Below are 12,865 nucleotides of genomic sequence, written 5' to 3'. Positions count from 1 at the left end.
CTGCCTACATCCCGAACTCCAAGCACAGAAAGGGATGCTTTCTGCGTGGAATCGAGGAATCCCGATATTGTCCAATTAGGTGGGCGGACGGGCCGCCTCGGTTACCTGTTCGTACGACGACCGCTCACTTAAACCATCCGTCGGAACGTCAAACGTGGGTAGTGTGGAGTTTGTCGGATTCATCTCCGCGCTGAAGCGCGAGGCTTTCTCCTCGAACNTCCGTCGGAACGTCAAACGTGGGTAGTGTGGAGTTTGTCGGATTCATCTCCGCGCTGAAGCGCGAGGCTTTCTCCTCGAACTTCCGTAAGCACCGCAGGGAGTGAGCGGAGCGAACGACTGAGGAGCGCAGCGAGCTGTGGGAGCCGAGCGCGGCTGGGGCTTTGCAGGTGTTCACCGCCTCGTCGATCGTTTATAAACAGCCGCTGGTGACATCACTCGATCGCTTATAAATCATCCTTTCACCAATTTGCTATACCTACTCCCGCTATCGAGCAAGACGCACCGTTCAGCGATCGGCTGTTCCCCCTCGTGCCGTATCGGAAGAAGGGTCACCGGATCCGAACCGCCATTTCCCCAACCCTCCGACGCAACCCTTACGCATCGTGACCGTCAAAACCGGGTATATGACCGAGAAACGCGACGACGACCGCCACGAGTTCTCCGCCGGGCAGGGCGTCGACGCCGGCTACGAGGAGTTCACCCTCGACCCCGAGGAGATCGACGCCGACCCGAACACGGTCGACCCCGTCGACTCCCGCGTCCTCACCGACATCATGGACAAGCGCAACGTCGAGAGCGACGCCGTCGACGTCGAGCGCCTGATCGACGTGGGGCTGTCGTACATGGGGATCAACCGCTTCGAGGAGGCGACGGAGACGTTCGAGCGCGCCGCCAGCTTCGCCGAGGAGGACTCGCTGGAGGCCCAGGAGGCGTGGGTGAACAAGGGCGCGGCCCACGCCGAGCTCGAGGAGTACGACCAGGCGACCGGCGCCTACCAGGAGGCGCTGCGGATCGACGACGACTCCGAGCACGCCGCGACCGCCGAGACCAACCTCGCGTACGCGCTCTGGGAGTCTGGCCGGGGCGAGCAGGCGCTCGAACACGCCGAGCGCGCCGTCGAGACCGACCCGCGCTTCGCGGAAGCGTGGTACAACCGGGGGTTCCTGCTGGTGGAGCGCGGGCTCGCCGAGGACGCCGTCAGCTGCTTCGACAACGCGATCCGCCTCGGCTACCGGAGCGCGGGCGTCTTAGAGGAGAAGGCCCGCGCGTTAGAGGAGGCCGGCGAGCACGAGCAGGCCGAGGAGGTCGCCGACCGCGCCGAGGAGATCCGCCGCGAGGCGGAAGAGCAGATGGTCGAAGAACAGACCGGACAGGCGCCCGGCCCCGGCGGACGGGCCGCACAGGGCGGTCGGCCCGGAGCCGGCGGAGGGCCCGGCGGTCGCGGCGGGCAGGGCGGCGCGCGCGAGGAGCCGGAGCGAGAGCTCCAGGGCGAGGGACCTGAGGGCCTTTAAATGCTCCTCCGCGAGCGCGAGACCGCCGAGGGACGGCTCGTCTCCGTCTGCGACGCCGACTGCCTCGGGGAGACGTACGACAACGGGCGCGCGACGATCACCGTCAGCGAGGAGTTCTACGGCGGCGACGAGGCGGTCGAGGCGACCGCCGAGGAGGTCGTCGCGGGGCTCCACCGCGCGCAGGTCGCGAACATCGTCGGCACGGAGGCCGTCGGGGTCGCCGTCGAGGCCGGGCTCGTCGACGAGGAGACCGTCTTGGAGTTCGAGGAGACCCGACACGCACAACTGCTCTGGCTGTGACCGACCGGCGATGACACGATGAAGCGACTGACGAGAGCCGAGCTGGCCGAGCGGGTGGGACCGCGGCCGCCGTCGGACGCCTTCTGGAGCCGCGTGATCGCGGCCGAGCGAGGGACGATCAGCGTCGGGCCCGAGGTCGTCGGCGACACCGACCGCCGCGCGAGGGAGAACCGGCGGCGACGCGGCGAGTCCGGCGACGACGGCCTCCTGTCGCCGGGCGACATGATCGACGTCGGCGAGGAGTCGTTCGTCGTCGTCGCCGTCGAGGAGACGCGGTCCGGCGGGCGACGGTACCGGATCGACCTGGTCGAGCCGCGACGGGGCGGGGAAGAAGAGTCTCGCTGCTGACCGACCGCGCTACAGGTCGGCGACGTCTTCGATCGCGTCGGTGAGCTCCTTCACGCTCTCGACGGTGTGCTCGCCCATGTGACCGATGCGGAACGTCTCCTCGGCGATGTCGCCGTACCCGTTCGAGAAGGCCATGTCGTACTCCTCGCTCACTTCCTCGATGGTCGCGGCGACGTCGATCCCCTGCGTGTTCTCGATGCAGGCGACCGTCTGCGACTCGTACCCCTCCTCGGGGAACATCGCGAAGTGCTCGTCCGCCCAGTCGTGGACGTACGCCATCATCTCGCGGTGGCGCTCGTCGCGGGCGCGGTGGCCCTCCTCGAGCATGTGTTTCATCTGCTTGCGGTACGCTAACATGATCGGAATCGCGGGCGTCGAGTGCGTCTGGCCCTTCCGGTCGTAGTAGTCGATGGCGCGGCGGAACCCGCCGTACCACGAGGAGTCGCCCTTCTCGACCTCGCGGTCGTAGGCGTCGTCGCTGACGACGCAGACCGCCAGCCCCGGCGGCATCGCGAACGCCTTCTGGGTGGACGCGAAGATCACGTCGATGTCGTGTTCGTCGATGTCGACGTAGTCGCCGCCGAGCGACGAGACGGCGTCGACGGCGAAGTAGGTGTCCGGGTACTCACCGATCACGTCGCCCAGCTCCTCGATCGGGTTGCGAACGCCGGTCGACGACTCGTTCATCACGCCCGCGACCATGTCGTACCCCTCGTCGCTGGCTTCGAGCGCCTCGCGGACGTCCTCGGGCTTGACGGCCTCGCCCCACTCGTACTCCAGCCGGGTGACGTCTTTGCCGAGCCGCTCGGCGACGTTGGCGAAGCGCTCGCTGAAGCTCCCGCAGGTCGGCACCAAGACGCGCTCGTCGACGAGGTTCAGCGTCGACGCCTCCCAGAACTCCGTCCCGGAGGCCGTGAGGATGATCACGTCGTTGTCGGTGCCGAGGAACTCCTTCGTGTCCTCGACGATGGTGGTGTACAGGTCGGTCATCCGGTCCATCCGGTGGCCGAACGGCGACTCCGTCATCGCCTCGATAACGTCGTCGCGGACCTCCGTCGGGCCGGGGATGTACAGCGTCTTGTCGTCGTAGTCGTCGCGGTATTCGCGTTTCTTCGTCACGGGATCCACCTGATGGATCGTATCGGGTCGCGCGGGGGTATGTTCCTTATGATACGTTCAAAAGGCGAGCGGTGTTCACGGGGCCAGATCGCGTCCTACCCCCAGTGCCAGAAGTGATCGCGTCCGCCCTCCTCGACGGGCTCGGTGCGCTCGCGGAGGGCGGCGACGTCGTCGGCGGTGGGCTCGTGGTCGTCGGGGAGCGCCTCCATGCACTCGAAACAGAGGAAGAACTCGGAGCCGTCGGCGAGTTCGAGGGTCATCCCCTGCGTCGATTCGAACGCGAAGTTCCACAGGTCGCCGATCCCGCCGGCGATCCTGACGGACCGCTCGCAGACGTCACACGACTCCGAGGCCATACGCGAGGTAGGGGTTCGGGGCGGTAATGCGTGTCGCCGTCGTACGCGGACCGGAACGCAGTGTCCGATTGTGAGGGAACGGCGGGGACCCACGCCAGCGCCCGAGTCGGTCGGTTATACACGGGCGACTTCGGATCGCCGGTGACCGCCTCCAAAGCTCCAGCTGATCACTTATAAACTGCTAACCACAGATTATCGGTGACCGCCTCCAAAGCCCCAGCCGCGACGACTCGGGGGCCTTGCTGCGCTCCTCGCTCGGTCGCTGTCGCTCCCTCGCTGCGGTGCTTGCTGCGGCCGCCTTCGTCCTCGCGACTGCCCCTTTGAGTCCCACCCGACCGCACCGCAACCGCAGCCTCACGCCTCCCCAGCCTCGCCGCGGCCGCCGCCGGCGGCCGCGGGCTCCCTCGCACGCGCTCCTCGCGGCCGCCGAGGGCGACCGCTCAGAGGCGCGCGCCACTGCAATCCTATTTATAAATCGTCGTCCGTCACGCGCGTCCGGTCGTCGATCACGTGCGCGTCCTGGGGGTCGAAGCCGACGACGACCTCGCCGGAGAGGGGGTCGCGCGTTCGAACGAGGAGGTCGCGCCCGCCCCAGTCGAGGGTCACGCGCGTCGTCTCGCCGAGGAACTCCGCGCTCGCGACGGTCGCCCGGACGCGGCTCTCCCCCTCGTCGATCCGCAGGTACTCGGGCCGGACGCAGAACGTGAGGCGATCGCCGACGGCGACATCGGTGTCGCCCGTGCCGCCGACCGCGACCCGCAGGGGCTCGCCGCCGACGTCGACGCCGGCGGTGCGGGCGGCCCCGTCGCTCTCGGCGGGATCGAGGTCGGTGATCCGCCCCGCGAACACGTTGTTGTCGCCGACGAACTCGGCGACGAACCGGCTCGACGGCTCGCGGTACACCGTCCGCGGGGGGGCGACCTGCTCCGGCGTCCCGCCGCGCATCACCGCGACGCGGTCGGAGATCGCCAGCGCCTCCTCCTGGTCGTGGGTGACGTAGACGGTCGTGATCCCGAGTTCGGACTGGATGCGTCGGACCTGCACCCGGAGGCGCTCGCGGAGCCGCGCGTCGAGCGCGCTCATCGGCTCGTCGAGGAGGAGCAGGTCGGGACCGGGCGCGAGCGCGCGAGCCATCGCGACGCGCTGCTGCTGCCCGCCCGAGAGGCTCTCGGGGTCGCGGTCGGCGGCGTCCGGGAGGTCGACCAGTTCGAGCAGCTCCGCGACGCGCTCGTTGCAGCGCATCCCCTCGGGCGGGTCCGCGAAGTTGAGCCCGTACCCGACGTTCTCGCCGACGGCCATGTGCGGGAACAGCGCGTAGTTCTGGAAGACGACGCCCACGTCGCGGTCCTCCGGGGGGACGCCGGCGACCGACTCGCCCGAGAAACGGACGGTCCCCGAAGAGGGCTCCTCGAACCCCGCGATCAGCCTGAGCGTCGTCGTCTTCCCGCACCCCGAGGGGCCGACGAGCGTGAAGAACTCCCCCTCGCGCACGCGGAGGCTCACGTCGTCGACGGCGGCGGTGTCGCCGTAGCGCTTGGTCACGCCGTCGAGTTCGACGGCGGGCGGAGCGTCAGTCGCGTCGTCGTCGACGCCCCCGGCCGCCCCCTCAGAGCCCACGCGTCTCACCTCCGAGCCGCTCGATGACGACGAAGCTGAGCCCGGTGACGACCAGCAGGACGACGCCCATTGCGGTCGCCGGTCCGAGCCGGCGCCCGATGAACCGTTCGATGGCGACCGGCATCGTGTACGCGTCGGCGCCCGTCGCGAGCACCACCGTCGCCGTGAACTCCCCGATCGAGATGGCGAACGCGAACGCGGCGCCCGCGACGACGCCGGGCCACACGAGCGGCAGCTCCACGTCCCGGATCACCCGCGCCCGCGACGCGCCGAGCGCCCGCGCCGACTCGATCAGCGAGCGGTCAAGCCCCTCCAGCCCGGGCGCGACCGTCCGGACGACGAAGGGGTAGCCGGCGACCGCGTGCGCGACGACGATGGCGACCGCGCCGGTCGCCGCGAACCGCCACCCCGCGATCTCAACGCCGAAGACGAGCCCGCGGAGGAGCCCGAGGCCGACGACGATCCCGGAGACGGCGAGCGGGGCCATCGCGGCCGCGTCGACCAGCTTCCGCCCGCGGTACCGCCGGGTCGTCAGCACCGCGACGACGACCCCCATCGGGAGCGCGAGCAGGGTCGCGGCGCTCGCGAACGCCAGCGAGTTGCGGATCGCGGGCCACGGGCGCACCTGGAACGCCGCCCCCGTCTGCTGGCGGTCGATCAGGAACCGGTAGTGGTCGAGCGTGAGCGCGCCGTCCCCGCCGGTGACGCTCGCGAGGACCATGGAGGCGATGGGCGCGACGAAGACGAGCCCCGCGACGACGGCGTAGGCGGCGAGCCCGAGCCGCGGGAGCACCTCGCGGACGGAGGGGGACTCGGGGAAGAGGGACTTGCGCGGGAGGGGCCGAACGCCCCGCGAGCTGACGGTGTTTCGCGCCTCGTAGCGCAGGTACGCGAGCAGCACGCCCAGCGAGATCACCAGCTCGACGATCGCCAGCGCGGCCGCCTCGGCGTAGTTCAGGTCGCGGACGAGCCGGTAGACGAACACTTCGACGGTCGCCAGCTCGAACCCGCCGAGCGCGAGCACGATGGGGAAGGTGCCGAACGTGAACACGAAGGTGAGCGCCGCGCCCGTCAACACGGCGGGGTACACCTGCGGCGCGACCACGTCGTAAAACGCCCGGAGCGGGCCCGCGCCGAGGCTCCGGGCGGTCTCGACCGCGCTCGCGTCGACCGACTCCCACGCCGCGGTCGTCACCCGGGCGACGAGCGGCGCGTTGTAGAACGCGTGGGCGATCACGATCGCCTCGAGCGTGAACAGCAGGTCGACCGGGGGGAGTCCGAGCGCGCCGAGAACCGCGTTGAGCGTACCGTTGTCACCGAACGTGGCGACGAAGCCGACCGCGACCATGATCGACGGGAGGACGAACGGGACGATCGTCAGCGACCGCAGGGTGCGCCGCCCCCGGAACTCGAATCGCGCGAGGAGGTAGGCGGCCGGGAGCCCCAGGGCGACGCTGGCGACCGTCGACAGCGCGGCCTGATACGCGGTGAATCCGACGATCCCGAGCCGGCGGTCCGGCGAGAGGAGGCCCCGCGCGACCGCGAGCGGCGGCTCGCCCGCGAACAGCCGAGCGAGCTCCCCGAAGTAGAACGGGTCGCGCAGCAGCTCGGCGAACACGGCGAGGGTGGGGACGCCGTCGACGACGACCGCCTCGATCAGGACCGTGCCGACCGGGTAGTAGAACGCGGCGACGAGCACGGCGCTCGTGACGAGCGCGAGCGCGGTCAGGAGGCGGCCGCGGAGGCCTCCCGCGACGCGGTCGCGGAGGGTGCGGGTTCGGCGGGGGTCGGCGGCGTCGCCGGCGGGGCCGCGGCTGGCGTCTGACACGCCGCCGTCAGTTCCCGGCGAACTGCCGCTCCCAGTCTTCGACCCACTCACTGACCGATCCTTGGAGCTCGTCGTACGTGAACGTCACCGGTTCGGACGGCTCCTGCGCCAGTTCGGCGTAGTCGTCGGGGAGCTCGGCCGTGTCGGTCGCCGGGAACGCGACGTTGCGCTCGGCGATCTGCCCCTGCACGTCCGGCTCCAGCATGAACGACATGAACTCGCGCGCGAGCTCCGGCTCGTCGGCGTCGGCGAAGACGGCCATCCCCTCGGGGTTGGCGTACGCCTGATCGTTCAAAAAGCGGATCTGGTGTTCCTCGAGGTCCTCGCCCTCCATGTCCGCGAACACCTGGTCGGTCGAGTAGGAGACGACCATCGGGGCCTCGCCCTCGCTCCACGCGGCGTAGGCGTCGTCCCACGAGCCGAGCACGCGCACGTCGTTGTCCTGTAACGCCGCCCAGTAGTCGAGGTAGTCGTAGTCGGGGTCGCCGTCCGCGCCCTCGACTGCGCCGTCCGGTCCGTCGCCGAACCGGTGGACCGTGTGGAGCAGGAACGACCGCCCCGTGGTCGAGGCGCCGGGGTTCTGGGCGATGAGCGCGCCCGCGTGCTCGTCGTCGAGCAGCCCCTCGAACGTCTCCGGGGCCTCGGTCGCGGTGCCGTCGTACACGAGGCTCACGTAGCCGGTGTCGAAGGGGACGGCGCGGTCGAACGGGTCGAACAGGAGCCCCTCGCGCACGTCGTCGAACCTCTCGATCTCGCCGCGCTCGGCGAACAGGTCGTCGTCGAGCGTCTCGTCGACGCGCACCAGGTCCTCGGTGGTGAGCCCGACGTAGAGGTCGGCGTCGATCGACGCGCCCGAGTCGGCGCGCTCGACGTAGTAGTTCACCTCGTTGTCCGGGGTGGCCCACTCCAGCTCGGCGTCGACGCGGGACTCGAACTCCTCTTTGAGCCACTCGCCGGGGCTCACGGACGGCGCGTCGATGAAGCTGCTGTAGGTCGCGACCGTCAGCGTGGGCGTCTCCTCGTCCTCGCCGTCCTCGCCGTCGGTCCCATCGTCTCCGTCGCTTCCGTCGGACCCGTCGTCTCCGTCGCTTCCGTCGGACCCGTCTCCGCCATCCGTCGGCTCGGCGCTACACCCCGCGAGCGCGACGGCCCCCGCCGCGCCCCCGAGCGCGAGGAAGCGCCGGCGAGTGGGGCGCCCGGAGCGGCCGGCTCGTCGGCCGGCGGTGCCGAGAGCGTCCACCTGTGGGTCGTCCGCGGAGTCCGCCGGCCGGTCGTCCGCAGAGTCCGCCGGCCGGTCGTCCGCAGAGTCCGCCTGCCGATCGTCGTGGGCGTCGCGCCGGTCCGCCTCGGTCGCGTCGTCGGTGACCATTACCGAGTTGTTACACCCAGTGGTTACATAAGCGATCCGTGTCCGCGGCGACGGTTGCGGCGGCCGAGGGGACGACCGACGGCGAAACGAGGTCCAGCGGAACGATCCGGGAACAGAACGGGAGCGCGCAGGCCGGCGCGACGCCGCGGCGCCACGCGGCGCCGCGGATTCGGCGGTATCAGTCCCGATACCGGCGCCGACACCGATTTACCGCGCCCCGGAGTTCGGATCGCTATGAGCGAGGACCCGACGGGGGAGACGAACGGGACGAGCGCGACGACGGGATCGAGCGGCGTCACGCGCCGACGCCTGCTCGCGGGGAGCGCGACCGCCGCCGCCGCGGGGCTGGCGGGCTGTCTGGGGACCCGCGAGGGGCCGGTTCCGGCGCCGACGGTGACCAGCGACCGGATCGACGACTGGCGGCTCCTCGACGAGTCGGAGAGCACGGTGTTCGAGCAGTCGTACGGGCCGGTGACGGTGACCGCGCTCGAACACACGCGGATCTACGAGTACGTCTCGGTCGCCGAGGCGCTGTCGGACGCGTTCGGCGCGAGCGGGTCGCCGGTCGTCTTCTTCGCCACCCGGATCGACGTCCGACCGGCGGTCGACACCCTCCCGGGCGGAATCGGCCGGGAGCGGCTGATGACGGAGGTGGAGTCGGCCGCGGTCGACGCGTTCCGGTCCCAGCTGCGCGCCAGCGGGATCGAGAACGTCGAGATCGTCGACGAGGGGACGAGCACCGTGAAGTCCCGTCACACCGCGACGACGTGGCAGCTGGAGGGCGAGTTCGACTTCGACGGCGAGATCCCGCTTCCCGACGGGTCGACGACGGACTTCTCCGAGGCGGTGCCGATCGCGTCCCGGTTGGGCGTCTGGCACGACGGCACCGACGTGCTCGTCGCCGGCGGCGCGCACCCGGCGGAGCGGCTCACCGAGACGATCGGCGGGGCGCTCCCGGACGGCGTCGACGCGGAGACCGCGATCGGCGGCCTCGTGGACGCCGACGCTGCCGAGGCCCTCGCGACCGATCCCGGCTCCTTCGACGAGGACATCTCGCTGCTGCTCATCTCCGTCGAGTGAGCGCGGCCGCGGTTCGCGGACTCCCCGGAGCCGACCGGACCGCGGTGCCGCCCCGCCCGCGGCGACGCCGGAACCGACCCGTTTAATCGGCGCCCGCGGCTGTACCCCGGTATGAGCCACTTCCCTTCCTTCGAGGTGATCCCCGCCGTCGACGTGCAGGACGGCGAAGTCGTCCAGCTGGTCGGCGGCGAGCGCGGCACGGGCAAGCGGTACGGTGACCCGGTCGAGGCCGCCGAGCGCTGGATCGAGGCGGGCGCCGAGACGCTCCACCTCGTCGACCTCGACGGCGCGTTCGAGGGCGAACGCGTCAACGCCGACGCTATCGAGGCAGTGGTGGAGGCGGTCGGCGCCGACGCGGCCGACGCCCCCGTCGGCCTCCAGCTCGGCGGCGGGATCCGGACCGCCGAGGGCGCGCGCGAACTCCTCGACCTGGGGCTGGACCGCGTGATCTTGGGGACCGCGGCCGTCGAGACCCCCGAGATCGTCGCCGAGATCGACGAGACGCACCCCGACAGCGTCGTGGTCAGCCTCGACGCGAAGGACGGCGAGGTCGTCGTGAGCGGGTGGACGGAGGGGACCGGTCTCGACCCCGCCGAGGCGGCCCCNTGAAGGACGGCGAGGTCGTCGTGAGCGGGTGGACGGAGGGGACCGGTCTCGACCCCGCCGAGGCGGCCGCCCGCTACGAGGAACTGGGCGCGGGCGCGGTCCTCTTCACGAACGTCGACGTGGAGGGACAGCTGGAGGGGATCGACCGCGGGGCGGTCGAGAGCGTCGTCGACGCGGTCGACATTCCCGTGATCGCCTCCGGCGGGGTGGCGACAACCGACGACGTGGCGGGTCTGAAGGCGGCCGGCGCGGCCGCGGTCGTGGTCGGGACCGCGCTGTACGAGGGGCGATTCACGCTGCGGGAGGCGCAGGCGGCCGCCGACGAGGTCTGAATCGCGACCGTCCGCCGATCACTCCTCCGGTCGCTCTCGCTGCACGACCAACACCGGGCCGAGGAAGCGCTCGGCGACCTGTTCCGACGGCATCCCGAAGACGAACGTCGTGACCGACGGGTCCGTCTCGCCCATCACGACCACGTCGTGGGCCTCGCCGTGGCCGGCGATCGCGTCGATCGAGGCGTCTGCGTCCTCGACGAGCGTCTCGATCCTGTCGGCGGCGATCCCGCGCTCGACGAGGTCCGTTTTCACCCCATTTAAGAACGACTCCCCGTCGTCGCGGGTCTCGCCCTCGTCGAGGGCGTGGTACAGGGTCACGTCGACGCCCGCGTCGGCGAACAGCCCGGTGACGAGCCGGGTGTTCCGTCCGACGCCGACCGTCCCGCGGAGCGCGACGAGCACCGACTCCACGCGCTCCGTGCTGTTCGGAACCAACACCGCGAGACACTCGTACTCGTAGATGAGCCGGTCGATCGTGGTCTCCTTGTCGTGTGTGAACACGAGTCTCGTTTCGACGTCGGCCCCGGCCGCGGCGAGCGCGTCGGCGAACTCCTCGAGCTTCGACATCGCCGTCTCACCGAACTGCTCGCGCGCCTGTTCGGTCGCCGTCTGGTCGGGGATGACGTGATACCCGAGCAGCACGACGTGCGCGTTCGCGAGCAGCTCCGGGGTGCCGTTCGGGAGCGACTCGCCCTCCAGCACCTCCAGGGGGACCAGCACTGCCGGCCGGTCGGTCTCGGTCGGCTCTCCCGCCTCCGGCTGTTCGCCGCTCGCCACTTTGTCGCGCTCCACTTGCTCGTCGATCGCCCCTTTGTCGTCGCTCGGTGCCTGTTTGCCGCCGTCGTCCGTGGGTGTGTCGGTCATCAAAAGTCTCCTTTGAGTTCGACATCGGTCGCGTAGTAGCGGTACCAACCGTAGGCCGCGATCATGATGGCGGCGCCGACGCCGATCGACGCCGGCTGCATGAACGCGATCAGCGCGAAGCTCGCGAGCCCGCCGACGCCGGCGACCGCGAACCCGGCCGGACAGCGGAACGCCGGGTCGTACCACGGCGGCCGCTCCCGGCGGAGCTGGATCAGCGCGACGCAGATCAGCCCGTACATCACGAGGTGGAGGAACGAGGCGACCTCCGCGAGCAGCGCCACCTGCCCCGTCGCGGCGAGCACGACGATCGGACCGCCGGCGAGGCCGAGAGCGACGTGCGGGGTGCCGTACGAGAGGTTGAGCCGGCTCGCGGTCTCGGGGATGATCCCGTCGCGGCTCACCGCGTACACCGCGCGGGAGGCGCTGAGTATCGAGGCGTTCGCGCTGGAGAACGTCGCCAACAGCCCCGCGACGACGATGGCCAGCGCGCCCGGGAGCCCGACGAACGACCGGGCGACCTCGACCATCGCCGTCTCGCCGAACTCGCCGAGGCGGACGCTGCCGAAGGCGCTCGTCGCGACGAAGATCGTGACGACGTAGAAGACGCCGACGAGAATCACCGAGCCGACCATCGCCAGCGGCAGGTTCCGGCTCGGCTCCGTGATGTCCCCCGCGACGGTCGCGACCTGCGCGAATCCGAGGTAGGAGGTGAAGACGAGCGCCGCCGTCTGGAGCACCGGCAGCGCCCCGCCGGGCGGGAAGAAGCGCTCCGGCGTGGTCTCGGCGCCGAACACGCCGAGCGCGTCGAGCGAGCCGTAGCTCAAGAAGAGCGTGAGGATGACTAAGAGGAGGATCACGATCCCGTTCTGGAGCGCCGCGGTGTTCTCGGTCCCGAAGAGGCTGAGAACCGTGAGCCCGACGCCGAACGCGACCCCGAGGGGAACCGCGGGGTCGATCGGGAGCGCGATCCCCGCTTCGAGGAACACCTGCCCGGCGTAGCTGCCGAGCCCGACGAGGTAGAATGCGGCGGCGAACACGAGCCCGAGCCAGAGCCCGAGCCCGACGATCGCGCCGGCGGCGCTGCCGAGTCCGCGCGAGATGAAGAAGTACCCGCCGCCGCTGCGCGGCATCGCCGTGGCGAGCTCCGACGCCGGCAGCGCGACGAGCAGGGCGATCACCGCCCCGATCGCGAACGAGAGCGACGCCGCCGGGCCGGCGTTCTCGGCCGCCAGCCCTGGGAACACGAAGATCCCCGCGCCGATCATCGTCCCGACGCCGATCGCGAGGCCGCCGACGAGCCCGATCGTCCGCTCGAGCTCCCCTTCGCCGGTGTCGGCGTCGACGACGTCGGCGACGGGGTCCGGGACCTCGACGCCGGCCGGCGAGGGGCCGGAACCGTCGGTCGATCCGGACTGGTCTGAGGGGTCGGACGCGGCGGACGGGCCGGACCCCTCGGGGGGCGCTGAGTCGTCCATACCGTGCCGAAATGACTCTCTGACGTGACAAATATCCACCGCCGACCGGGGGAGATC

General features: G+C 70.7%; 11 protein-coding genes and 1 pseudogene. 5 read left to right on the top strand and 7 right to left on the bottom strand.

Annotated features, from left to right (window positions below; genetic code table 11):
- Nucleotides 1-623 precede the first annotated feature (623 nt).
- From C468_RS02205 to C468_RS02195, 3 genes are read left to right on the top strand one after another with little or no spacing between them, the layout of a single operon-like run.
- Nucleotides 624-1,511: a tetratricopeptide repeat protein gene (locus tag C468_RS02205; protein WP_008847245.1), complete on the top strand. Its 888-nt coding sequence runs from the start codon at nt 624-626 to the stop codon at nt 1,509-1,511.
- Nucleotides 1,512-1,811, top strand: a complete 300-nt coding sequence (locus C468_RS02200) for a DUF424 domain-containing protein (protein WP_008847244.1) — start codon at nt 1,512-1,514, stop codon at nt 1,809-1,811.
- Nucleotides 1,812-1,829: 18 nt separating this feature from the next.
- Nucleotides 1,830-2,159, top strand: coding sequence for a hypothetical protein (locus C468_RS02195; RefSeq protein WP_008847243.1), 330 nt, complete (start codon nt 1,830-1,832; stop codon nt 2,157-2,159).
- Nucleotides 2,160-2,168: 9 nt separating this feature from the next.
- Here C468_RS02195 and C468_RS02190 read toward each other — a convergent pair whose 3' ends face one another.
- The 5 genes from C468_RS02190 to C468_RS02170 all read right to left on the bottom strand — a co-directional run bounded on the left by C468_RS02190 (nt 2,169) and on the right by C468_RS02170 (nt 8,448).
- Entirely contained in the window at nt 2,169-3,278 is a 1,110-nt protein-coding gene (locus C468_RS02190) for a pyridoxal-phosphate-dependent aminotransferase family protein (protein WP_008847242.1), read from the bottom strand.
- Between the two features lie 95 nt (nt 3,279-3,373).
- On the bottom strand, nt 3,374-3,634 hold the full coding sequence (locus tag C468_RS02185; RefSeq protein WP_008847241.1) for a DUF7561 family protein: 261 nt from the start codon (nt 3,632-3,634) through the stop codon (nt 3,374-3,376).
- A 468-nt stretch (nt 3,635-4,102) separates the two neighbouring features.
- The gene (locus tag C468_RS02180; protein ID WP_008847240.1) at nt 4,103-5,251 is read right to left on the bottom strand and encodes an ABC transporter ATP-binding protein; all 1,149 of its coding nucleotides are present in this window, start codon (nt 5,249-5,251) and stop codon (nt 4,103-4,105) included.
- Nucleotides 5,241-7,079: an ABC transporter permease gene (locus C468_RS02175; RefSeq protein ID WP_008847239.1), complete on the bottom strand. Its 1,839-nt coding sequence runs from the start codon at nt 7,077-7,079 to the stop codon at nt 5,241-5,243. The genes C468_RS02180 and C468_RS02175 overlap by 11 nt, the downstream gene beginning before the upstream one ends.
- A gap of 7 nt (nt 7,080-7,086) precedes the next feature.
- Complete coding sequence (locus tag C468_RS02170; protein WP_008847238.1) at nt 7,087-8,448, bottom strand: thiamine ABC transporter substrate-binding protein; 1,362 nt, start codon at nt 8,446-8,448, stop codon at nt 7,087-7,089.
- Between the two features lie 234 nt (nt 8,449-8,682).
- On the opposite strand from C468_RS02170, the gene C468_RS02165 reads away from it, so the two are divergent.
- On the top strand, nt 8,683-9,528 hold the full coding sequence (locus C468_RS02165; RefSeq protein ID WP_008847237.1) for a hypothetical protein: 846 nt from the start codon (nt 8,683-8,685) through the stop codon (nt 9,526-9,528).
- 111 nt (nt 9,529-9,639) lie between these two features.
- Nucleotides 9,640-10,466 (top strand): annotated as a pseudogene (locus tag C468_RS02160) (HisA/HisF-related TIM barrel protein).
- Between the two features lie 18 nt (nt 10,467-10,484).
- Here C468_RS02160 and C468_RS02155 read toward each other — a convergent pair.
- Together C468_RS02155 and C468_RS02150 are read right to left on the bottom strand one after the other, a co-directional pair.
- Nucleotides 10,485-11,333, bottom strand: coding sequence for a hypothetical protein (locus C468_RS02155; protein WP_008847236.1), 849 nt, complete (start codon nt 11,331-11,333; stop codon nt 10,485-10,487).
- On the bottom strand, nt 11,333-12,808 hold the full coding sequence (locus C468_RS02150) for an APC family permease (protein WP_008847235.1): 1,476 nt from the start codon (nt 12,806-12,808) through the stop codon (nt 11,333-11,335). Before C468_RS02150 ends, C468_RS02155 begins: the two co-directional genes overlap by 1 nt.
- Nucleotides 12,809-12,865: the final 57 nt, after the last annotated feature.

The sequence above is a fragment of the Halorubrum kocurii JCM 14978 genome, assembly GCF_000337355.1.
Lineage (GTDB): Archaea > Halobacteriota > Halobacteria > Halobacteriales > Haloferacaceae > Halorubrum > Halorubrum kocurii.
This window is presented reverse-complemented; position numbering and strand designations above follow the sequence as displayed.